Source organism: Nocardioides sp. YIM 152315 (assembly GCF_029210375.1).
Lineage (GTDB): Bacteria > Actinomycetota > Actinomycetes > Propionibacteriales > Nocardioidaceae > Nocardioides.
The window spans coordinates 98,147-118,317 of the sequence record NZ_JARGER010000048.1; the positions used below are offsets into that span (position 1 = coordinate 98,147).

24 protein-coding genes are annotated in these 20,171 nt (G+C 71.9%); 10 read left to right on the forward strand and 14 right to left on the reverse strand.

What is annotated here, in order from left to right:
• Positions 1 to 21 precede the first annotated feature (21 nt).
• A complete protein-coding gene (locus tag PZ894_RS22855) occupies positions 22 to 183 on the forward strand; it encodes a hypothetical protein (RefSeq protein WP_275748326.1) in 162 nt (53 codons plus the stop codon).
• Here PZ894_RS22855 and rdgB read toward each other — a convergent pair.
• Genes rdgB through PZ894_RS22880 form a run of 5 tightly spaced genes read right to left on the reverse strand, consistent with a single transcriptional unit; the run spans position 171 to position 4,055 of the window.
• On the reverse strand, positions 171 to 800 hold the full coding sequence (rdgB, locus tag PZ894_RS22860) for an RdgB/HAM1 family non-canonical purine NTP pyrophosphatase (RefSeq protein ID WP_275748327.1): 630 nt from the start codon (positions 798 to 800) through the stop codon (positions 171 to 173). The two genes, PZ894_RS22855 and rdgB, sit on opposite strands and share 13 nt — an antisense overlap.
• Positions 797 to 1,522 (reverse strand): ribonuclease PH, encoded by a 726-nt coding sequence (rph, locus tag PZ894_RS22865; protein WP_275748328.1) that lies wholly within the window; start codon positions 1,520 to 1,522, stop codon positions 797 to 799. The genes rdgB and rph overlap by 4 nt, the downstream gene beginning before the upstream one ends.
• A gap of 19 nt (positions 1,523 to 1,541) precedes the next feature.
• Positions 1,542 to 2,345 (reverse strand): ABC transporter permease, encoded by an 804-nt coding sequence (locus PZ894_RS22870; RefSeq protein ID WP_275748329.1) that lies wholly within the window; start codon positions 2,343 to 2,345, stop codon positions 1,542 to 1,544.
• A 1-nt stretch (position 2,346) separates the two neighbouring features.
• A complete protein-coding gene (locus PZ894_RS22875; protein ID WP_275748331.1) occupies positions 2,347 to 3,156 on the reverse strand; it encodes an ABC transporter permease subunit in 810 nt (269 codons plus the stop codon).
• On the reverse strand, positions 3,153 to 4,055 hold the full coding sequence (locus tag PZ894_RS22880) for an ATP-binding cassette domain-containing protein (RefSeq protein WP_275748333.1): 903 nt from the start codon (positions 4,053 to 4,055) through the stop codon (positions 3,153 to 3,155). The genes PZ894_RS22875 and PZ894_RS22880 overlap by 4 nt, the downstream gene beginning before the upstream one ends.
• Before the next feature lie 128 nt (positions 4,056 to 4,183).
• Between PZ894_RS22880 and PZ894_RS22885 the strand changes: the two genes are divergently transcribed.
• Together PZ894_RS22885 and PZ894_RS22890 are read left to right on the forward strand one after the other, a co-directional pair.
• The gene (locus PZ894_RS22885) at positions 4,184 to 5,347 is read left to right on the forward strand and encodes a histidine kinase (RefSeq protein ID WP_275748335.1); all 1,164 of its coding nucleotides are present in this window, start codon (positions 4,184 to 4,186) and stop codon (positions 5,345 to 5,347) included.
• The gene (locus tag PZ894_RS22890) at positions 5,326 to 6,021 is read left to right on the forward strand and encodes a response regulator transcription factor (RefSeq protein ID WP_275748336.1); all 696 of its coding nucleotides are present in this window, start codon (positions 5,326 to 5,328) and stop codon (positions 6,019 to 6,021) included. Before PZ894_RS22885 ends, PZ894_RS22890 begins: the two co-directional genes overlap by 22 nt.
• A gap of 159 nt (positions 6,022 to 6,180) precedes the next feature.
• Here PZ894_RS22890 and PZ894_RS22895 read toward each other — a convergent pair whose 3' ends face one another.
• Positions 6,181 to 6,936: an MBL fold metallo-hydrolase gene (locus PZ894_RS22895; RefSeq protein ID WP_275748338.1), complete on the reverse strand. Its 756-nt coding sequence runs from the start codon at positions 6,934 to 6,936 to the stop codon at positions 6,181 to 6,183.
• Positions 6,933 to 7,784 (reverse strand): glutamate racemase, encoded by an 852-nt coding sequence (gene murI / locus PZ894_RS22900; protein ID WP_275748400.1) that lies wholly within the window; start codon positions 7,782 to 7,784, stop codon positions 6,933 to 6,935. Before murI ends, PZ894_RS22895 begins: the two co-directional genes overlap by 4 nt.
• Positions 7,785 to 7,895: 111 nt before the next feature.
• On the opposite strand from murI, the gene PZ894_RS22905 reads away from it, so the two are divergent.
• Complete coding sequence (locus PZ894_RS22905) at positions 7,896 to 8,900, forward strand: alkaline phosphatase family protein (protein WP_275748340.1); 1,005 nt, start codon at positions 7,896 to 7,898, stop codon at positions 8,898 to 8,900.
• 3 nt (positions 8,901 to 8,903) lie between these two features.
• Here PZ894_RS22905 and PZ894_RS22910 read toward each other — a convergent pair whose 3' ends face one another.
• The 3 genes from PZ894_RS22910 to PZ894_RS22920 are packed head-to-tail and all read right to left on the reverse strand — an operon-like array spanning position 8,904 to position 10,595.
• The gene (locus PZ894_RS22910) at positions 8,904 to 9,854 is read right to left on the reverse strand and encodes a pyridoxal-phosphate dependent enzyme (RefSeq protein ID WP_275748342.1); all 951 of its coding nucleotides are present in this window, start codon (positions 9,852 to 9,854) and stop codon (positions 8,904 to 8,906) included.
• Positions 9,855 to 9,865: 11 nt separating this feature from the next.
• Positions 9,866 to 10,150, reverse strand: a complete 285-nt coding sequence (locus PZ894_RS22915; RefSeq protein WP_275748343.1) for a MoaD/ThiS family protein — start codon at positions 10,148 to 10,150, stop codon at positions 9,866 to 9,868.
• A 13-nt stretch (positions 10,151 to 10,163) separates the two neighbouring features.
• Positions 10,164 to 10,595, reverse strand: coding sequence for a M67 family metallopeptidase (locus PZ894_RS22920; RefSeq protein ID WP_275748345.1), 432 nt, complete (start codon positions 10,593 to 10,595; stop codon positions 10,164 to 10,166).
• A 97-nt stretch (positions 10,596 to 10,692) separates the two neighbouring features.
• Here PZ894_RS22920 and gdhA point away from each other — a divergent pair, with 97 nt between their 5' ends.
• The gene (gdhA, locus tag PZ894_RS22925; protein ID WP_275748347.1) at positions 10,693 to 12,039 is read left to right on the forward strand and encodes an NADP-specific glutamate dehydrogenase; all 1,347 of its coding nucleotides are present in this window, start codon (positions 10,693 to 10,695) and stop codon (positions 12,037 to 12,039) included.
• Between the two features lie 55 nt (positions 12,040 to 12,094).
• Here the strand turns inward: gdhA and PZ894_RS22930 are convergent, their stop codons facing one another.
• The 3 genes from PZ894_RS22930 to clpS are packed head-to-tail and all read right to left on the reverse strand — an operon-like array spanning position 12,095 to position 13,470.
• Positions 12,095 to 12,562, reverse strand: a complete 468-nt coding sequence (locus tag PZ894_RS22930) for an NUDIX domain-containing protein (protein ID WP_275748348.1) — start codon at positions 12,560 to 12,562, stop codon at positions 12,095 to 12,097.
• Entirely contained in the window at positions 12,562 to 13,146 is a 585-nt protein-coding gene (locus PZ894_RS22935) for a DUF2017 domain-containing protein (RefSeq protein WP_275748349.1), read from the reverse strand. The genes PZ894_RS22930 and PZ894_RS22935 overlap by 1 nt, the downstream gene beginning before the upstream one ends.
• A 21-nt stretch (positions 13,147 to 13,167) precedes the next feature.
• Positions 13,168 to 13,470 (reverse strand): ATP-dependent Clp protease adapter ClpS, encoded by a 303-nt coding sequence (gene clpS, locus PZ894_RS22940; RefSeq protein ID WP_275748351.1) that lies wholly within the window; start codon positions 13,468 to 13,470, stop codon positions 13,168 to 13,170.
• A gap of 39 nt (positions 13,471 to 13,509) precedes the next feature.
• On the opposite strand from clpS, the gene PZ894_RS22945 reads away from it, so the two are divergent.
• From PZ894_RS22945 to PZ894_RS22955, 3 genes are read left to right on the forward strand one after another with little or no spacing between them, the layout of a single operon-like run.
• The gene (locus tag PZ894_RS22945) at positions 13,510 to 14,841 is read left to right on the forward strand and encodes a nicotinate phosphoribosyltransferase (RefSeq protein ID WP_275748353.1); all 1,332 of its coding nucleotides are present in this window, start codon (positions 13,510 to 13,512) and stop codon (positions 14,839 to 14,841) included.
• Between the two features lie 17 nt (positions 14,842 to 14,858).
• Positions 14,859 to 15,434 (forward strand): isochorismatase family protein, encoded by a 576-nt coding sequence (locus PZ894_RS22950; protein ID WP_275748354.1) that lies wholly within the window; start codon positions 14,859 to 14,861, stop codon positions 15,432 to 15,434.
• Entirely contained in the window at positions 15,418 to 16,197 is a 780-nt protein-coding gene (locus tag PZ894_RS22955) for an enoyl-CoA hydratase-related protein (protein ID WP_275748355.1), read from the forward strand. The genes PZ894_RS22950 and PZ894_RS22955 overlap by 17 nt, the downstream gene beginning before the upstream one ends.
• Before the next feature lie 35 nt (positions 16,198 to 16,232).
• Here PZ894_RS22955 and PZ894_RS22960 read toward each other — a convergent pair whose 3' ends face one another.
• Positions 16,233 to 18,095 carry a 5'-nucleotidase C-terminal domain-containing protein gene (locus PZ894_RS22960; RefSeq protein WP_275748356.1) on the reverse strand — a complete coding sequence of 621 codons (1,863 nt, stop codon included), beginning with the start codon at positions 18,093 to 18,095 and terminating at the stop codon, positions 16,233 to 16,235.
• Between the two features lie 125 nt (positions 18,096 to 18,220).
• On the opposite strand from PZ894_RS22960, the gene PZ894_RS22965 reads away from it, so the two are divergent.
• Together PZ894_RS22965 and PZ894_RS22970 are read left to right on the forward strand one after the other, a co-directional pair.
• The gene (locus PZ894_RS22965; RefSeq protein WP_275748357.1) at positions 18,221 to 19,435 is read left to right on the forward strand and encodes an MFS transporter; all 1,215 of its coding nucleotides are present in this window, start codon (positions 18,221 to 18,223) and stop codon (positions 19,433 to 19,435) included.
• A 31-nt stretch (positions 19,436 to 19,466) separates the two neighbouring features.
• The gene (locus PZ894_RS22970) at positions 19,467 to 20,165 is read left to right on the forward strand and encodes a hypothetical protein (protein WP_275748358.1); all 699 of its coding nucleotides are present in this window, start codon (positions 19,467 to 19,469) and stop codon (positions 20,163 to 20,165) included.
• Positions 20,166 to 20,171: the final 6 nt, after the last annotated feature.

Consider the following 20,171-nt stretch of genomic DNA (forward strand, 5'->3'; position numbering starts at 1 on the left):
GCGTCGTCGATGGAGATCGGGGTGCACAACGCGACGCTGGCGATCTACGTCGCCGTCGAGGTCCTCGACAGCACCAGGATCTCGGTGCCGGCCCCGGTCTACTCGATCTTCATGTTCGCGTTCGCGACCATCTGGGGCCTCGTGCTCACCCGGCGACTGGTGCGCGCGCCTCAGGCGGTCTGACCCTCGGTCTCACCGAGGATCCGGGCGACGATCGGCGCCATCCGCCGCAGCGCCCAGCCGCGGTGGGAGATGGCGTCCTTGTCCTCGCGCGACAGCTCGGCCGTGGTCATCCCGGGCCGGTCGTCGGCCTCGAACAGCACGTCGTACCCGAAGCCACCGGCGCCCCGACACTCCCGGATCACCCGACCGGGCATGACGCCGGAGGCGCACTCCTCCCCGTCGTGGCCCTCGGCGTGCACGAACGCGACCGCACACATGAAGTGGGCGCAGCGACGCTCGTCCGGCACGTCGGCGAGCTGGGCGAGCAGCAGCCGGTTGTTGCGGGCATCGTCCTTCGGCGGGCCCGACCACCGGGCCGACAGCACGCCCGGCATGCCGTTGAGCGCGTCGACGCACAGCCCGCTGTCGTCGGCGAGCGACGGCAGCCCGGTGGCGGCGAACCCGGCTCGCGCCTTGAGCAGCGCGTTGCCCTCGAACGTCGCCCGGTCCTCGACCGGCTCGTCGTAACCCTCGACGTCGTCGATGCCGAGCACCTCGATGTCGGGAGCGTGCTCGCGGAGGATCCGCGCCATCTCCTCGATCTTCTTGCGGTTGCGCGAGGCGAGGAAGACCTTCACCGCGCCAGCGCCTCCTCCTGGAGCCGCGTCAGGTCGGCGCAGCCCTTCTCGGCGAGCGCGAGCAGCGCGTCGAGCTCGGACCGGTCGAAGGCCACTCCCTCCGCGGTGCCCTGGACCTCGACGAACTTGCCGTCGCCGGTCATCACGACGTTCATGTCGGTCCCGGCGCGGACGTCCTCGACGTAGGGCAGGTCGAGGCGGGGCGCGCCGTCGACGATACCCACGCTGACTGCCGCGACCGAGCCCGTGAGCGGCTCGCCGGCGAGCGCCCCGGTGGCACGCAGGTGCGCGACGGCGTCCGCCAGCGCGACGTACGCCCCGGTGATCGCGGCGGTGCGGGTGCCGCCGTCGGCCTGGAGCACGTCGCAGTCGAGCTGGATGGTGTTCTCACCGAGCGCCTTGTAGTCGACGACCGCACGCAGCGAGCGGCCGATCAGTCGGCTGATCTCGTGGGTGCGGCCGCCGATCCGGCCCTTGACCGACTCCCGCTCCGAGCGGGTGTTGGTGGAGGCGGGGAGCATCGCGTACTCCGCCGTCACCCACCCCAGGCCGGAGCCCTTCCGCCAGCGCGGGACCCCCTCCGAGGCCGACGCGGCGCAGAGCACCTTGGTGCGGCCGAACTCGACCAGCACGGAGCCGGCGGCGTGGTCGAGCCAGTGGCGCGTGATCGTGATCGGCCGCAGCTCGTCGTCGGCGCGGCCGTCCTCGCGGGAAGATCTCATGGGACAACCCTAGGGCCGCTCACTTCACCTCGGCCCGCAGCACCCGCCAGATGCCGAACGCGAGCGGCAGACCCAGCCAGACGACTCCCGACACGACCAGGTTCGCCCAGTCCTCGCCGGAGCTCGACCACTCCCAGATCGCGTTCTGCGCCGACTGGAAGTCCAGCCACGGCCGCAGGTCGCCGAACCAGCCGACCAGCTGCGCGCCGAGCTCGAACAGGCCGGGCAGCACCCACTTGTAGACGAAGAACACCACGATCGCCGCGGGGGTGTTGAGCAGCAGCGCCGCGAGGGCGAAGCCGCCGAGCATCGCCAGGACCTGCGTGAGGAGGAACGCCCAGAAGTCGGACCAGCCGAAGGTCCAGTCGGCGCTGCCCTCGATCACGCCGTAGAGCGCGTTGCACACCGCGCCGATCACGATCGACACCGCCACGGTGGCCAGCGTCAGGAGCACGCCGACGAGGGCCTTCGCCGCGATGACGAGCGGGCGCCGCGGCTCGAGGGCGAACGTCACCATCGCGGTGCGCTGCGACCACTCCGTGGTCAGCACCATGATGCCGAGGACCGGCAGCAGGAACGACGTGAGGAAGGCGGCCACGGCGACGAAGTCGCCGAGGGCGATCGACTCGTCCTGGGTCGTGACGACCGCGAGCACGATGATCTCGGCGGCCAGCACGATCAGGCCGATGACGGCGAGCAGCCAGAAGCCGGCGCGGGTGTCGTAGGACTTGCGCAGCTCGACGCGCACCAGACGCCAGAAGGGCGTCGGACTGGTGGAGGAGATGTCGATGGCGTGCCCGAGGTGGTGCGCGTCCGCGACCATCTCACTTCACCTCCGCGCGGAGCACCCGCCAGAGGCCGATCGCGAGCGGGATGACCAGCCAGATGAAGCCGGACACCGCGAACTGGGCCCAGTCCTCGCCGGTCATCGACGCGTCGATCAGCGGCGTCTGGGCGTCGGCGAAGTCGATCCACGGCTGCAGGTCCTCGAACCACCCGATCAGGGCGGCGCCGATGCCGAAGATCGTCGGCAGGACGAACGAGTAGACCATGAACAGCACGATCGCGGCCGGCGAGCTCAGCAACAGGGCCGCGAATGCGAAGCCGGTCAGCATCCCGACGACCTGGAAGAGCACGAAGGACAGCGTCTGGAGGACGCTGACGTCCCACTCGACCGCGAAGTCGGACAGCGCACCGTAGACCAGGTTGCAGACGAGGGCGAGCACGAGCGCCACGACCACGGCGACGACCGCCAGGGCGACACCCACCGCCAGCTTGGCGGCGATCACCCGCGGACGCCGCGGCTCGAGCGAGAACGTCACCATCGCGGTGCGCTGGCTCCACTCGCTGGTGAGCAGCAGGATGCCGATGACCGGCAGCAGGAGCGCGATCGAGAAGTTCGTCGACGTCAGGAAGTCGTTGTAGGTCAGCTCGAGGTCCTGGGCGACCGCCACGATGAGCTGGATGACCATCACCAGCCCGGTCAGGGCGGCGGTGGAGATCAGGAGCCAGGAGCCCGCGCGGGTGTCCCACGTCTTGCGCAGTTCCGTCGTGACGAGGCGGGAGAACGGCGTCGGTGCGGTGCCCGAGACGTCGAGCGTCGGCACGGAGGCAGCGGCGGTCGGGGTGCTCATACGACGGCCTCGCGCTGGGTCTCGGCGGTGAGCGCGAGGAAGAGGTCCTCGAGCCCGCCCTCGGCGGCGCGCAGGTCGGTCAGCACGATGGCGTTCTCGGCGGCGACCCGGCCGACGTCGACGGTCGCGGCGTCCACCCGCAGACCCTCACCCGCGCCGGTGACGGCGATGCCCTTCGCGGCCAGCGCGTCGGCGAGGACCTGGTTGTCCAGCGCGGTGACGAGCGTCGAGGCCGTCGTGGCGTCGCCGGCGAGCAGCGTCTTCTTGTCGCCCTGGGCGACGATCCGGCCGTTGCCGATGAGGATCATCTCGTCGGCGATCTGCTCGACCTCGTGCAGGAGGTGGCTGGAGAGCAGGACGGTCCCACCGCGCTCGGCGTACCCCTTGAGCAGGCCGCGCATCCACCGGATGCCGGCCGGGTCGAGGCCGTTGGCGGGCTCGTCGAGGATCAGCACGGACGGGTCGCCGAGCAGCGCGTGGGCGATGCCGAGGCGCTGCTTCATCCCGAGCGAGTAGTTGCGCAGCCTCCGCTTCGCCTCACCCGAGGTGAGCGAGACCATCTCGAGCATCTCGTCGACGCGCGAGGACGGCAGGCCCATCGTGCGGGCGCCGATCTCGAGGACCTCGCGACCGGTGCGACCGCCGTGCTGGGCGGAGGCATCGAGCAGCACGCCGACGTGGCGGCCGGGGTTCGGGATGTGCTGGTAGAGGTGGCCGCCGATCGTCGCGCGGCCCGACGTCGGCGGCGTGAGCCCGACCATGACGCGCATCGTGGTCGTCTTGCCGGCGCCGTTCGGACCGAGGAAGCCGGTCACCCTCCCGGGCTGGCAGACGAAGCTGACGTTGTCCACCGCGGTGAAGCTGCCGTACTTCCGCGTGAGTCCTTCAACCGTGATCATGGCGTCAGCCTGCCGCACGCCGACGGCCGGCGCATCGTCCCAGCGGCGCGTCGGCGATGACGAAAGTAGGGGGTCGGCGCCGCCCCGGGGCGACCCCGGTCCCGACCGATGGCTCCTAGAGTGACCGCGTGGACCGACCCACCCCCGAGGAGTACCAGCCGCCGCTGCGGCTGTGGAGCCACGTCTGGCGGGTCCTCCTCATGCTGGTGATGAGCGCGGTCGTGTGGCTGCCGGTGGCGGAGCACCAGGGCCACGTCTACGGGTGGTGGTGCTTCCTCGATGTCCTGCTGGGCGCCGCGGCGTACGTCGTCGTCTTCTTCCGGCGCCGCCATCCCCTGGCCATCGCGTCGGCCCTCGCCGTCGTCGGCGCGGTCTCGGGGGTGGCGGCGGGGCCCGCGACGCTGGCCGCCGTGTCCCTCGCCACCCGACGGCGATGGCGCGAGATCGCCCTGGTCGGTTCACTGAACTTCGCGTCGGCCCAACTCTTCTCGACCCTGACCAACCCCGCGGACGACCCGACGTGGCTGATGGTGGCCGCGAACGCCATCGCCACCGGCGCGATGCTCGGTTGGGGCATGTACATCGGGTCGCGCCGTGAGCTGATCTGGACGCTGCGCAACCGGGCCGAGCGCGCCGAGGAGGAGCAGGAGCTGCGGGTCGCGCAGGCACGCAGCAACGAGAAGGCCCGGATCGCCCGCGAGATGCACGACGTGCTCGCACACCGGATCTCGCAGATCTCGATGCACGCGGGGGCCCTCGCCTACCGGGAGGACCTCAGCGCCGAGGAGACGCGCGCCAGTGCGTCGGTGATCCGAGACCGTGCGCACGAGGCGTTGACGGACCTCCGCGACGTGCTCGGCGTGCTCCGCGACGACAGCGGCGAGCGCCGCAGCGCCCCGCAGCCGACGTACGCCGATCTCGCCTGCCTGGTCGCGGAGGCCCGGGAGGCCGGCATGCGGATCGAGCTGGAGGACCTGGTCGCGGACGGACCCGGCTCCACGATGCCCGACGCGGCCGGGCGCACGGTCTACCGGATCGTCCAGGAGGGCATGACCAACGCCCGCAAGCACGCGCCCGGCGCGCTCCTGACCGTCCGCATCACCGGCTCGCCCGCCGACGGGGTCGACGTGCTGCTGCGCAACCCGCTGGGCTTCGGCCCGACCCACACGCCGGGCTCGGGACTCGGACTGATCGGGCTGACCGAGCGGGCCGAGCTGCGTGGTGGGCGGTTGGAGGCCGGGCGCGACGGTTCGACGTTCGTGCTGCACGGATGGATACCCTGGGGCTCGTGACGGGCACGACGAGGGTCCTCGTGGTCGACGACGACCCGCTGGTGCGCTCGGCGCTCGGGCTGATGCTCGGCGGCCAGGGCGATCTCGAGGTCGTCGGCGAGGCGGCGGACGGGCACGAGGGCCTGCGCCTGGCGCGGGACCTGCGGCCGGACGTCGTGCTCATGGACATCCGGATGCCACGGCTCGACGGCCTCGCCGCCACGCGCGAGCTGCACGCCCGGCCCGACCCGCCCCGCGTCATCGTGCTCACGACGTTCGACGCCGACGAGCACGTCGTCGAGGCGCTCGCCGCCGGCGCCGACGGCTTCCTGCTCAAGGACACACCGCCGCCGGAGATCGTGGCCGCGATCCACAAGGTCGTCGGCGACGAGCCGATGCTGTCGCCGTCCGCCACGCGCACGCTGATCCGTCGGCTGCGCGACGAGCCGGAGGACACCGCCAGCGCCGCCGCCGCCCGAGCCGCCGACGCCGAGGCCCGGCTGGCGCTGCTCACCGACCGCGAGCGAGACGTCGCCCTGGCGGTCGGCAAGGGGCTCAGCAACGCCGAGATCGCCCGCACGCTGCACCTCTCCGTGCCGACGGTGAAGGCGCACGTGTCCCGGTTGTTCGACAAGCTCCAGGTCACCAACCGCGTCCAGATCGCCATCTGTGTCCACGACGCGGGACTCAGCTGAGGGCCCTGGGACTGAGCTCGCGAAGTCCAGACCCACCGCGCGCCGTCTCGGTGGTTGAGGAAGGCGCCCCGGCGCCTGTCTCGAAACCACCGCAGTTGACCGGGTTTCGGTGGTTTCGAGCGTCGGTTGCTAGCGCAACCTCATCAATCGCCGACGCTCTCAGATCTCGTAGACCGCCCCCGGTCGCGCGAGGTCGAGCGGCCCGGCGTACGTCGTGCGCGCCTCGGCCAGCGCGTCCTGCGGGTCGTACCACGGCGGGATGTGGGTGAGGACGAGACGCTTGGCGCCGGCGCGCGTGGCGGCGGCTCCGCCGTCGGCGCCGGTGAGGTGCAGGTCGGGCGGGACCGGCTCACCGGTGCGGAACGACGCCTCGGCCAGGAAGAGGTCGACGTCGCGGGCCAGGTCGTCGAGCACCGGCGTCGGGCCGGTGTCACCGGTGTAGGCGAGCGTCCCTCCACCGTCCGAGACGCGGAGCCCGTAGGCCGACACCGGGTGGGCGACCGGCACCGGCGTGACCGCGAAGGGTCCGATCCGCACCGGAACGTCCCACGCGCGGAAGTCGAACTCCGCCGTCATCCCGGGATCGGCCGGGAGGTCGTAGGCCCGGGCCATCCGCTCGGCGGTGCCGGCCGGTCCCCAGACCGGGATCCGCGGCTGGGCGCCGGCCGGGTGGTACTTGCGCATCACGTAGTAGCCGCACAGGTCGAGGCAGTGATCGGCGTGCAGGTGGCTGAGCAGGACGGCGTCGATCGCGAGCGGGTCGGCGTACCGGTGCAGCGCCCCGAGCGCGCCGTTGCCGAGGTCGAGCAGTAACCGCCAGGTGCGGCCCTCGTGCTCCTGCTCCAGCAGGTAGCAGCTCGCGGGCGAGTCCGGGCCGGGGTAGGAGCCGGAGCACCCGATGACGGTGAGCCTCATGCGAGGCCTCCGACGTACTGCGACGCCGCGACCATCTCCGGGCCGAGGAAGCGGCGGCCGATCGACTCGAACTCGCCCGGCGAGCCGGTGGTGAGGAACGTGTACGCCGGGTCGCCGCCGGGCCGCATCAGGTCGGTGGCGACGAGCATCTTGTAGACGTCCTTGGCGCACTCCTCGGCGCTGCTGACGAGCGTCACGTTGTCGCCCATCACGTAGGAGATCACGCCGGTGAGCAGCGGGTAGTGGGTGCAGCCGAGGATCACCGTGTCGACGCCGGCGGACGTGAGCGGGTCGAGGTACTCGTGGGCCACCGCGATCAGCTCGTCGCCGCCGGTGACCCCGGCCTCGACGAAGTCGACGAACCGCGGACACGGCCGGGTGACGAGCTCCACGTGCGGGGCGGCGGCGAACGCGTCGTCGTACGCCATCGACTCGGCCGTCGCGTGGGTGCAGATCACGCCGATCCGGCCGGTGCGGCTGGCCGCGACGGCACGTCGGGTGGCCGGCAGGATCACCTCGATGACGGGTACGTCGTACCGCTCGCGCGCGTCACGGAGCATCGCCGCGCTGGCGGAGTTGCAGGCGATGACCAGCGCCTTCACGCCGAGTGAGACCAGGTGGTCGAGGCACTCGAGTGCGTACTCGCGGACCTCGCTGATCGGCTTGGGACCGTAGGGCTGCCGGGCCGTGTCGCCGACGTAGACGATCGACTCGTGCGGGAGCTGGTCGATCACCGAGCGCGCGACGGTGAGGCCGCCGAAGCCGGAGTCGAAGATGCCGATGGGGGCATCCCGGCGCGGCAGGGCGTCTGCGAGTCGCTGGCGCGCCTCGACGTCGGCGTGGGTCAGGTCGTGCACGCACGCAAGGCTAGAGCGTCGGACCCCCGGCGCGGCGCGGCACGCGACCGACGTCACGCGGAGACGCGGGTCACGGCGCGCGGAGCAGGTAGCGTCACCGCCATGGCTCGTCGCTCCCTCCTCCTCCCCTCGTGCGCCCTGGTGGCGGCACTGCTCGCACCCGTCGGCGCCACGCACGCGGCGCCAGATCGTGGTGAGCCGGCCTCGGGCGCCCGCGTGCTCGCGATCTCCGTCGACGGCCTGAACCCGACCGCGATCAAGCGGCTCGGTGAGGACGGGACGCCGACGTTCCACCGGCTGCTGACGGAGGGCGCCGCCACGCTCAACGCCCGCACCGAGCGGGAGCAGAACGTCACCCTGCCCAACCACACCTCGATGCTGACCGGCCGCCGCATCGACGCGCGCCGCGGCGGCCACGGCGTCACCTGGGACGACGACCGGCCGTTCATGACCGTGCAGCGGGCCGCCCGGCACCCGGTCGGGTCGGTGTTCAGCGTCGTGGACGGCTCCGGTGGCGAGAGCGCGCTCTTCAGCACCAAGGAGAAGTTCCGGCTCTACGAGCGGTCGTGGTCGGGGGGCATCGACCGCGCCGAATACGACGTGAAGCAGCGGCGTCTGGTGCGCACGGCGGTCGCGGACCTGGTCGACAACGACCGGCCGTTCACCTTCCTGCACGTGTCGCTCCCCGACCGGTTCGGGCACGCGTACGGCGGGCTGTCACGCCAGTACCTCTCCGCCGTCCGCAAGACCGACCGGCAGCTCGGCACCGTGCTCGACACGATCGAGGCCAACCCGACCCTCGACGAGCACCTGACCGTGATCCTCACCGCCGACCACGGCTTCGTGCCGGGTCGCAGGACGCACACGCCCCGCGTGCTCGCCGACTTCCGCGTCCCGTTCCTGGTCTGGGGCGCCGGCGTGCAGCCCGGCGACCTCTACGCGCTCAACCCCGACTACCGGAACCCTCGGAAGACGCACCCGGGGTACGCCGCGGCGCGGCAGCCGGTCCGCAACGGCGACCTCGCCAACCTCGCGCTCGACCTGCTCGGCCTCGACGCCGTCCCGGGCAGCGAGCTGAACGCCGACCAGGACCTCGACGTCAGCTGACGCTCACGCCCAGAGCTGGCCCTCGAGGCGGTCCTCGGCCTCGTCGATCGTGCCTTCGTAGGCGCCGGTCGAGAGGTACTTCCAGCCTCCGTCGGCGACCACGAACGCAATGTCGGCGCTCTCGCCGGCCTTGACCGCCTTGGCGGCCTGGCCGAGGGCGGCGTGCAGGATCGCGCCGGTCGAGATGCCGGCGAAGATGCCCTCGAGCTCGAGCAGCTCGCGCACCCGGCGTACGGCGTCGCGCGGTCCGACCGAGAAGCGCGCGTCGATCAGCGACGCGTCGTACAACTCGGGGACGAAGCCCTCGTCGAGGTTGCGCAGGCCGTAGACGAGCTCGCCGTACCGCGGCTCGGCGGCGACGATCCGCACGTCGGGTCTGGTGGAGCGGAAGAACCGGCTGACGCCCATCAGCGTGCCGGTGGTGCCGAGCCCCGCGACGAAGTGGGTGATCGAGGGCAGGTCGGCGAGCAGCTCCGGTCCGGTGCCGCGCTCGTGGGCGAGGGCGTTGGCGGCGTTGCCGTACTGGTAGAGCATCACCCAGTCGGGGTGCTCGGCGGCGACCTTCTTCGCGACCCGGACGGCCTCGTTCGACCCGCCGGCGGCCGGCGACGACACGATCCTCGCGCCCCACATTTGCAGCAGCTGGCGGCGCTCCTCGGAGGTGTTCTCCGGCATCACGCAGACGATGCGGTAGCCCTTGAGCTTCGCGGCCATCGCCAACGAGATGCCGGTGTTGCCCGACGTCGGCTCGAGGATCGTGCAGCCGGGACGCAGGGTGCCGTCCTTCTCGGCCTCCTCGATCATCATCAGGGCCGGGCGGTCCTTGATCGATCCGGTCGGGTTGCGGTCCTCGAGCTTCGCCCAGAGGCGGACCTCGGGGCTCGGCGACAGCCCCGGGAGCCCGACCAGCGGCGTGTTGCCGACGGAGGCGAGGAGGTTGTCGTAGCGGACCATCCTCTGCTCGATCAGTGGGGGCCGGAGCCGCCGGCGACGGCCGGCAGCACGACGACCTGGTCGCCGTCGCTGAGCTCGGCGCCGAGCCCGCCGATGAACCGCACGTCCTCGTCGTTGACGTAGACGTTGACGAAGCGGCGCAGGTCGCCGTTCTCGATCAACCGGTCCTTGATGCCGGGGTGGTTGCCATCCAGGTCGTCGATGAGCGCGCTCAGGCTGCCGCCTTCGGCGGTGACGGCCTTCGCACCGTCGGTGTAGGTGCGCAGGATGGTCGGGATGCGGACCTCGATGGCCATGGTGTGTGACTCCTCAGTTGCTGAGCTCGTCCACGACGGTGACCTCTTCCTCGGTCACCTCGCCGTCGACGATCCTGTACGACCTGAACTCGACGGGGCCGTCGTTATTCCCTCCGTCGCGGGTGCTCACCAGCACGTAGTGCGCGCCGGGCTCGCTCGCGAGGCCGATGTCGGTGCGGCTGGGGAAGGCCTCGGTCGCCGTGTGTGAGTGGTAGATCACGACCGGCTCCTCGTCGCGGTCCCACATCTCCTTGTAGAGCTCGAGCAGCTCGGTCGAGTCGAACTCGTAGAACGTCGGGGACCCGGCCGCGTTGACCATCTCGACCAGCCGCTCCGGGCGGTCGCTGCCCTCGGGCCCCGCGACGATCCCGCAGGCCTCGTCGGGGTGGTCGCGCCTGGCGTGCGCGACGATGGCGTCGTACGTCGCGCGGTCGATGGTCAGCACCGTTCCAGCGTAGAGGGGCCGGACCGGCCCACCGGCACCGTGCCCGCCTTCCGGACCGGCCGGTCGCCGCGCTCGGCCCGGCTCGTAGAGTGCACTGGTGCCGAGCCTCGACCCAGCCCTCCAGTCGCACTACGACACCGTCTTGAACCGGAACCCCGGGGAGCGGGAGTTCCACCAGGCCGTCGCCGAGGTGCTCGAGTCGCTGGCGCCGGTCGTGCGGCGCCACCCGGAGTACCTGGACCAGGCGGTCATCGAGCGCATCTGCGAGCCCGAGCGGCAGCTGATCTTCCGCGTCCCGTGGGTCGACGACAGCGGGCAGGTCCAGGTCAACCGGGCGTTCCGGGTCGAGTTCAACTCCGCGCTCGGCCCGTTCAAGGGCGGCCTGCGGTTCCACCCGTCGGTCTACCTGGGCATCGTGAAGTTCCTCGGCTTCGAGCAGATCTTCAAGAACGCCCTCACCGGCCTCCCGATCGGCGGAGGCAAGGGCGGCTCCGACTTCGACCCGAAGGGTCGCAGCGACGCCGAGATCATGCGGTTCTGCCAGTCGCTGATGACCGAGCTCTACCGGCACCTCGGCGAGTACACCGACGTCCCCGCCGGTGACATCGGCGTCGGCGAGCGCGAGATCGGCTATCTCTTCGGGCAGTACAAGCGCATCACCAACCGCTACGAGTCGGGCGTGCTCACCGGCAAGGGCCTCGCGTACGGCGGCTCGCGGGTCCGCAAGGAGGCCACCGGCTACGGCACGGTGTTCTTCACCGAGCAGATGCTCGCCGCGGCGGGCCAGAGCCTCTCGGGGCGTCGCGTCGTCGTCTCCGGCTCGGGCAACGTGGCGATCTACGCGGCGGAGAAGGCCATCGCGCTCGGCGCCCAGGTCGTCGCCGCCTCCGACTCCTCGGGCTACGTCGTCGACGAGGCCGGGCTCGACCTCGACCTGCTGCGCCAGGTCAAGGAGGTCGACCGGGCCCGCATCTCGGCGTACGCCGAGCAGCGGGGTTCGGCGAAGTACGTCGAGGGCGAGTCGGTCTGGGACGTCCCCGCCGAGGTCGCACTCCCCTGCGCGACGCAGAACGAGCTCGACGCCGACGCGGCACGTGCCCTCGTCGACGGCGGCGTGGTGGCGGTCGCCGAGGGCGCGAACATGCCGTGCACGCCGGAGGCGACCCGGATCTTCCAGGAGGCCGGCGTGAAGTTCGCGCCCGGCAAGGCCGCGAACGCCGGCGGCGTCGCCACCAGCGCGCTGGAGATGCAGCAGAACGCCTCGCGCGACTCCTGGACCGCCGACTACACCGAGCGCCGACTGCAGGAGATCATGACCGGCGTGCACGACCGCTGCCTCGCGGCGTCGGAGGAGTTCGGCGCGCCCGGCAACTACGTCGCCGGCGCCAACATCTCCAGCTTCATCCAGGTCGCCGACGCGATGCTCGCGCTCGGCGTCGTCTGAGCGCCCCGGTGGTTGAGGAAGGCGCGCTAGCGCCTGTCTCGAAACCACCCGGTCCTCAGACCCGGAAGCGCGCCGCGGCCTCCTCGGCGAGGACGTCGTCGATGCGCCGGCGGATCGACGACGACATCGCCGGCAGGTCCGAGATGGGCCACCACCGCACGTCGACGTTCTCGTCGTCGGCCACCCGCGCCTCGCCCGAGACCCAGGTGCAGCCGAAGGTCAGGTCGAGGTAGGCGGCGCGGTCGCCGTTCTCGTAGACGACGTCGGGGATCGCGCCGACCGAGGCGAGCCGGTCCACGGTCACCTCGACGCCCGCCTCCTCCAGCGCCTCGCGGGCCGCCGAGACCGCCGGCTCCTCCCCCGGGTCGACGATGCCGGTGACCGGTGACCACTCGCCGTTGTCGGCCCGCCTGGTGAGGAGCAGCTCGTCGCCGCGACGGATGACGGCCGTGACACCGGGCAGCCACAGCTCGTGGGTCCCGATCATCGAGCGCAGCTCGACGACGAAGGGCGGGATCGGCATCAGGAGCTCAGCGCTCCGACGAGGGTCTCCTGGAGGTAGCCGACCCATTCGTAGATGTCGTGCGCCTGAGCGCGGGGGTCGTCGTCGGGCAGCGAGTGCCAGTAGCCCTCGTCGCCCTCCTCGACCTCGAGCCGGGTCGCGAGCGCCAGCCGCAGGTCGGTGAAGGATCGCAGCCAGGTCTCGGCGGTCGGCTCGTCGAGCTCGACGTCGATCATCAGCCCGTCCTCGGTGAGCTCCTGCGGCAGCCCGGCCTCCTCGAGCGCGTCGATGATCGTGATCGCCGCCGCGGCCTTGCCGTCGCGCAGGGTGCCCTCGGTGAACCTGCGGAACTCGGCGGCCGCCTCCTCGTCGTGGGGGTACGCCGTCGGGAAGAGCCGCGCCAGCACCGGGTCCTCCGGCTCCTGCGTCGGCCCGGAGAAGTCCATCAGCGCCTCGAGGGGGTCGACGTCGTCGCGGGGCTCGGCCGCCTCGTTGCGGAGCAGCTCGACGAGCTGACCGGCGAGCGAGCGCAGCAGGTCGGCCTCGAAGCCGGAGAAGTTCGCGATGATGAGCTTGCTGCGCCGGTGTCGGTGGAAGGCGCTCATTTCTGGGTGCTCAAGCTGTCCTCAGTCCTGCCGGTCCATGGTCGCCCAGAGGCCGTACTCGTGCATCGCCTGCACGTCGCGCTCCATCTCCTCGCGGGTGCCGTGGCTGACCACGGACCTGCCCTCCTCGTGCACCTCCATCATCAGCTTCTCGGACTTCTTCTTGGAGTAGCCGAAGTACTTCTGGAAGACGAAGGTCACGTAGGACATCAGGTTGACCGGGTCGTTCCAGACAATCGTCACCCACGGCTTCGCCGTCTGGACGACGTCCTCGAGGACTTCGTCGGGCGTGGTGGTCGGCTCGACCTCGACGGGCGCGGTCACAGGGCCATATTTGCACAGCGGGGTTGGCACACTGACCACGTGGCTGACTCCACCGCACCCTCGACCGCACCCTCGACCGCACCCTCGACCGCACCCTCGACCGCACTGTTGACCGACCACTACGAGCTGACCATGCTGCAGGCCGCGCTGCGGTCGGGCACCGCGCACCGTCGCTCGGTCTTCGAGCTCTTCCCGAGGCGGCTGCCCGAGGGGCGCAGGTACGGCGTCGTCGCCGGGGTCGGCCGGGCCCTGGACGCGATCGAGTCCTTCCGCTTCGACGACCCGACGCTCGCCGCGCTCGAGGACGTCGTGGACGCGCCGACGCTCGAGTGGCTGGCGTCGTACCGCTTCTCCGGCGACGTGTGGGGGTACGCCGAGGGCGAGGCCTACTTCCCCTACTCCCCCCTCGTGGTCGTCGAGTCGACCTTCGCCGAGGCGGTGCTGCTCGAGACGGTGCTGCTGTCGATCTACAACCACGACTCGGCCGTCGCGTCCGCGGCGTCGCGGATGACGCTCGCCGCCGGCGACCGGCCCTGCATCGAGATGGGCTCCCGACGCACCCACGAGGAGGCGGCGGTGGCGGCGGCGCGGGCGGCGTACCTCGCCGGCTTCGCGTCGACGTCCAACCTGGCCGCCCGGCGGCGATACGGCGTGCCCACCACAGGCACCAGCGCGCACAGCTTCACGCTGTTGCACGACACCGAGGCCGACGCGTTCCGCGCGCAGGTGACGTCGCTCGGCGTCGACACGACGCTGTTGGTCGACACCTACGACGTCGCCGAGGCCGTGCGGAGAGCGGTGGAGATCGCGGGGACCGGCCTGGGCGCGGTGCGACTCGACTCCGGCGACCTCGCCGTCCAGGCCACGGAGGTGCGCGCGCAGCTGGACGGGCTGGGGGCGACCGGCACGCGGATCATCGTGACCAGCGACCTCGACGAGCACGCGATCGCGGCGCTGGCCGCGGCGCCGGTGGACGGGTACGGCGTCGGCACCGAGCTCGTGACCGGCAGCGGCCACCCGACCTGCGGCTTCGTCTACAAGCTCGTCGCGCGTGAGTCCGGGGCGGGCGAGATGGAGTCGGTCGCCAAGCGCAGTGTCGACAAGGCGTCGGTGGGCGGCCGCAAGTACGCGCTGCGGCGGCGGTCGGCCGCCGGGGTGGCCGAGTCGGAGGTGGTCGGCATCGGCCGCGCGCCCGTGGACGACGGCGACGACCGGCCGTTGCTCGTCCCGCTCGTGCGGTCCGGGGAGCTGGTGGGACGCGAGCCCCTGGAGGCCGCCCGCGAGCGCCACCTTGCCTCTCGCGCCGAGCTGCCCGTGGCGGTCCAGCAGATGTCACGGGGCGAACCGGTGATCCCGACGATCCATCGATGACCGGTAGCGTTCCCGGCATGAAGCGTGCCCTGATCGTCACCGACGTGCAGAACGACTTCTGCGAGGGCGGCTCGCTGCCGGTCGACGGCGGGGCCCGGGTCGCCGCCGACATCGGCACGGTGCTCCGGGCCTGGGCCGCGGGCGGACCCGGCGCCCCGGCGTACGACCACGTGGTCGCGACCAAGGACCACCACGTCGACCCGGGCGACCACTGGGCCAGGGAGCCCGACTACGCCGAGTCGTGGCCGGTGCACTGCAAGGTCGGCACCGACGGCGAGGCCTTCCACCCGAACCTCGACCCGCAGCCGTTCGACGCCATCTTCCTCAAGGGCGAGCATGCCGCGGCGTACTCCGGGTTCGAGGGGCGCACGGTCGACGGCCGCGCCCTCGCCGACTGGCTGAAGGCACACGACGTGGGCGCGGTCGACGTGTGCGGCATCGCGACCGACTACTGCGTGCGCGCGACCACGCTCGACGCCGTGCGGTCGGGCTTCGACACCCGGCTGCTGCTGGGGCTGTGCGCCGGCGTCGATCCCGAGACGACCGCCGCCGCGGTCGCCGAGATGGAGGCGGCGGGTGCCCACCTTGGCTGACCTGCTGGTCGACGCCGCCGACGGCGTGCTCACGCTGACCATGAACCGTCCCGAGGTCTTCAACGCCATGAGCGACGAGATGAGCGACCGGCTCGCCTCCGAGCTCGAGTCGGCGCCCTCGCGGGCCGACGTGTCCGCGGTGGTGATCACCGGCGCCGGGGCCGCCTTCAGCGCCGGCGCCGACATCTCCGGGGAGGACGCGCACGAGCGCTTCGACGTCCGCGCCCTCGACCGCGCCAACCGCCTCGTGCGCGCGGTCGTCGGGTGCGACAAGCCGGTGCTGGCGGCGGTCAACGGCGTGGCCGCCGGGGTCGGCTGCTCCCTCGCGCTCGCGGCCGACCTGGCCGTGGCCTCCTCGTCAGCGTCGTTCCTGCTGGCGTTCTCGCGGATCGGCCTGATGCCCGACGGCGGCGCCTCCGCCACGGTCGCGGCCTCGGTCGGCCGGGCCCGGGCGATGCGGATGGCGCTGCTCGCCGAGCCGCTCCCCGCCGCCGACGCCTGCGCCGCGGGCCTGATCTCCCACGTCGTGGACGACGCGGAGTTCCCGGCACTGGTGGCGAAGCTCGCCGCCCGCCTCGCCGCGGGTCCCCCGCTCGGCTTCGCCGCCACCAAGAGGGCCGTCAACGCCGCCAGCCTGCCCGGCCTCGACGACGCCCTGGAGCGCGAGCGCACCGGCCAGACGATCCTGCTGCGCACCGGCGACGTCGCAGAGGGGATGCGCGCGTTCGGCGAGCAGCGCCGCCCGGTTTTCCGCGGCGAGTAGCGGCTGTCACCGGGTGTCGACCCGACGGTCCGGTCTCAGGTGACGGTGATCGGCGTCCCGTTGGCGACCAGCCGCCAGTCGACGGAGGCGAACCGGGCCGGGTCGATGGTGCCGTGGGCGGTGACCCAGTCGATGAGCAGCTGGCGGATCTCGTTCTGCCGGTTGTAGACGACCGGCGCCGTGGAGACCGCGGGGAAGCCGCCACCGCCGGACTGGCGGTAGTTGTTCACGGCCAGCACGAACTCCTGGTCGGCGGTGACGGGCGCGCCGCCGTACGCGAGCCCGACGATGCGCGAGCCGATCGGCTGGGCCAGGTCGATGGCGTAGGTCAGCGGGGCGTCGAGGCCGGCGACGGAGTCGAAGTTGTAGTCGGGCGTGCCGTTCGGGGCGGTCTCGGTCACGGCGTTGGTGACGTCGTCGATCGGGACCGGGCCCGGACCCGACACCGGCTTGAAGTAGCGGGCGGAGAACTCCAGGTAGTCCTTCACCTGCGCACCGGTCACGCGCACGGCGAGCAGCGTGTTGTCGTAGATGTAGAGGCCAGCCACGTCGCGGACGGTGACCTCGCCCGACGGGAAGGACGCCGCGCGGTTGAACGGCGCCGCGATCGAGAGCACCGGCAGCGCGGCGTCGCTGCCGGTGAGGCCGGCCTTGACGGCGTCCGCCTGCACGTAGTTGACGAAGTCGATGATCGGCACGTCCTCGACGACCGCCCGTGCCGCCGACAACGCTGCGGCGGAGGTGCCGATCGGCGAGTTCACGTAGGCGATCACCGTGTCGTGCTGCTCGCGCACCGCGCCCGCCACGCGCCGGTCCTCGGCCGCGGTGTTGGAGTTGAGCACCTGCGAGGTCGCGGCGACCAGCCGCCAGCCGCGTCCCCGGCGCCACCGGGTCTCCTCGACGACGAAGTCCATCACGGCCAGCCGCCGACCCCAGTACGACGGCTCGCACAGCAGCACCTGCTGGCCGGTCTCGGCGTTCGTGACGTAGCGCTGGGTGATCTCGACGTGCGCGTGCCCGACTAGGATCGCGTCGATGCCGGGCACCTGCTCGGCGACGAGCGACGAGGCGTTCTCGGGGTAGGGCAGCGCGTCGCCGTACGACGAGGACGTGTCCGCGCCCGAGTGCGCCGAGACGATCACGAGGTCGCACCCGCGCCGGCGCAGCTCCGGGACGAACTTCCGCGCCTGCTCGACGAGACCGGGGAACTCCATCCGTCCCTCGACGTTGGCCTTGTCCCAGATCGCGATGCCCGGGTTCGTCAGCCCGAGGACGCCGACCTTGAGCGTGTGCCCGCGCCCGACCCGGTAGTGCTTGATGAGGTACGGCGGGAACGCCGGTCGCTTGGTCGCCGGGTCGACCGCGTTGGCGCCGAGCAGTGGGAAGTCCAGCTGCCGCTCGAAGGCGCGCAGCGTGTCGAGTCCGTAGTTGAACTCGTGGTTGCCGAGCGCCGCGGCGTCGTACCCGACCTCGTTCATCGCGCGCGCCATCGGGTGCACGGCGCCGCCGATGATCGGGTCGATCTTCGCGTAGTAGTACGCCAGCGGCGTGCCCTGGATCGTGTCGCCGGCGTCGAGGGTGAGGACCGGCTCGCCGCGGCGGTCGCGCCGTACCGCCTTGATGAGCGTCGCGACCTTGGCGAGGCCGATGTCGTCGTGGGCCGCGTCGTCGAACTCGGCGTTCTTGAAGTAGTCCCAGTTGTAGACGTTGCCGTGCAGGTCGGTCGTGCCCAGCACGGTCAGCCTGACCCGGTCGTGCCGGTGGCGGGGGTCGCGGCCGTGATGTCCGCCGGCGTACGCCGCGTCGGTGTAGCCGGCCGCGGCGAGCGCGGCGGTCCCGGTGACGCCGCCGGCGAGGACCGCGCGGCGTGAGGGCAGGGGTGCGGACGATTCGGTCACTGACTTTCCTCCCGAGAACGGACAGAGCCTCGCAGTTCTACCCCGATCCCGGGCCACCCACAAGGGTCGACACGCCCGGCGATCCGGTCGCCCACCCGTCGGGCGCGTCTGCGACGCTGACGCCCGTGACCCGCGCCGCCGCCCTCGCCCCGCTGCGCGAGCCCCGGTTCCGCTGGTACTTCCTCTCCCGGCTGGTCAACCTGGCGGGGACCACGATGGCGCCGGTCGCGCTCGCCTTCGCCGTGCTCGAGGTCGACGACTCCGCCGGCTCGCTGGGCCTGGTGCTCGCGGCGCACAGCATCCCGCAGGTCGTCTTCCTGCTGTTCGGTGGCGTGGTCGCCGACCGGCTCGGACGGACCCTGGTCATCCAGGTGTCGAACGTTGGCGCGGCCGTCAGCCAGGCCCTGCTCGCGACCCTGCTGCTCACCGGGCACGCGGAGCTCTGGCACTTCGTCGCGCTCTCGGCCGTCAACGGGACGCTCTCGGCGATGAGCATGCCCGCGATGGCCGGCATCGTGCCGGCGCTCGTGCCCCGGGAGCAGCTCCAGCAGGCCAACGTGCTCATCTCGATGAGCCGCAGCGCGCTGGCGATCCTCGGCCCGAGCGTCTCCGCCGCGCTCGTCGTCACCGTCGGACCGGGCTGGGCACTCGCGGTCGACGCGGCCACCTGGCTGGCCGCGGCGATGCTGCTGGCGCCGATCCGCCTGCCCGCGCGCGCCCGGACCGGCACCGACCCGTCGTTGCTCCGGGAGCTCGTGGAGGGCTGGCAGTTCTTCCGCCGTACGACGTGGCTGTGGGTGGTCGTCCTCGCGTTCGGCGTGCTCAACGCCATCCACGCCGGCGGCCTCGACACGCTCGGACCGGTGCTGGCGAAGGACACCGACATCGGCGCCCACGGGTGGGGCCTGATCATGTCGGCGCAGGCGGTCGGCCTCTTCCTGATGACGCTGCTGCTGTTGCGCATCCCGCTCCGGCGGCCGCTCTTCTCGGGCATGCTCGGCGTCGCGTTCTTCGGCCTGCCGCTCGTGGTGATGGGGCTGCACCCGCAGACCGCCTGGGTGATGGCCGCGGCGTTCGTCGCCGGGATGGGCATCGAGCTCTTCGGCCTCGGCTGGAACCTCGCCATGCAGGAGCACGTGCCCGACGAGATGCTCTCGCGCGCCTACTCCTACGACATGCTCGGGTCGTTCGTCGCCATCCCGGTCGGCCAGCTCGCCTTCGGCCCGCTCGCTGCGGCCTTCGGCATCCGCGACGTGCTGCTCGCCGGCGGCTTGGTCTACCTGGCCGTCGCCCTGCTCACGCTGACGTCGCGGTCGGTGCGGGAGCTCCGCCGGGCCTGACGGAGCCCTCGACCCGTGGCACCCTGTCGCCATGAAGGTCGTCGGCGCCGCCCTGCTCCTGGTCCTCCTCTGCACCGGGCCGGTCCCGGTCGCCACGACTGCCACGGCGGCCGTCGGGCCCGCGCACCGCGAGGACTGCAGCCACGGCGACGGCACCTTCAAGGTCCTCAGCAAGCGCACCGCCCCGCACCAGCCGTCCGGGTCCTTCGGCGTCTACGCGTGGATCCAGAGCCGCGCGAAGGGCTGGCGGACCCACGTGCGCGGCGAGATCTGCTTCTTCGACAAGCGTGGCCGGGTCCTCGAGACCGAGCGGTCGTACGCCGACGCGCTGGCCGTCGCCCCGCGCGGCAAGACGTCGTTCTACATCTCGGAGGACGCCCCGGCGCGCTGGCACCACTTCACGATCCGCTTCCAGAGCCGGAAGACGGCCCTGCGCACCGTGCGCCACCACGTCGACGTCGCCACCCACGACGTCAGGATCGACGAGCTGACGGGACTGCAGGTGCCGGTGACGGTCACCAACCGCAACCCCTTCACCATCGACCACGTCCGCGTCTTCGTGACGCTCTTCGACCGGCGCGAGCGGATCGTCAGCACCAACCTGATGACCTACGACTACACGGATCCGGACCGGCTACCCGCCGGCGCGTCCGGGGAGTTCGTGGCGCGCTCGTTCCACAGCCACCGGGGCATGGAGCGGGCCGTCGTCCAGGTCGAGGCGTTCCGGTAGGAGCCT

Bases quoted from the DNA above. Each gene is read 5' to 3' on its own strand.
- rph (WP_275748328.1), bottom strand. From the start codon at position 1,522: ATGAGATCTTCCCGCGAGGACGGCCGCGCCGACGACGAGCTGCGGCCG.
- PZ894_RS22870 (WP_275748329.1), bottom strand. From the start codon at position 2,345: ATGGTCGCGGACGCGCACCACCTCGGGCACGCCATCGACATCTCCTCC.
- PZ894_RS22875 (WP_275748331.1), bottom strand. From the start codon at position 3,156: ATGAGCACCCCGACCGCCGCTGCCTCCGTGCCGACGCTCGACGTCTCG.
- PZ894_RS22880 (WP_275748333.1), bottom strand. From the start codon at position 4,055: ATGATCACGGTTGAAGGACTCACGCGGAAGTACGGCAGCTTCACCGCG.
- PZ894_RS22890 (WP_275748336.1), top strand. From the start codon at position 5,326: ATGGATACCCTGGGGCTCGTGACGGGCACGACGAGGGTCCTCGTGGTC.
- PZ894_RS22895 (WP_275748338.1), bottom strand. From the start codon at position 6,936: ATGAGGCTCACCGTCATCGGGTGCTCCGGCTCCTACCCCGGCCCGGAC.
- PZ894_RS22905 (WP_275748340.1), top strand. From the start codon at position 7,896: ATGGCTCGTCGCTCCCTCCTCCTCCCCTCGTGCGCCCTGGTGGCGGCA.
- PZ894_RS22910 (WP_275748342.1), bottom strand. From the start codon at position 9,854: ATGGTCCGCTACGACAACCTCCTCGCCTCCGTCGGCAACACGCCGCTG.
- PZ894_RS22915 (WP_275748343.1), bottom strand. From the start codon at position 10,150: ATGGCCATCGAGGTCCGCATCCCGACCATCCTGCGCACCTACACCGAC.
- PZ894_RS22930 (WP_275748348.1), bottom strand. From the start codon at position 12,562: ATGCCGATCCCGCCCTTCGTCGTCGAGCTGCGCTCGATGATCGGGACC.
- PZ894_RS22935 (WP_275748349.1), bottom strand. From the start codon at position 13,146: ATGAGCGCCTTCCACCGACACCGGCGCAGCAAGCTCATCATCGCGAAC.
- PZ894_RS22950 (WP_275748354.1), top strand. From the start codon at position 14,859: ATGAAGCGTGCCCTGATCGTCACCGACGTGCAGAACGACTTCTGCGAG.
- PZ894_RS22970 (WP_275748358.1), top strand. From the start codon at position 19,467: ATGAAGGTCGTCGGCGCCGCCCTGCTCCTGGTCCTCCTCTGCACCGGG.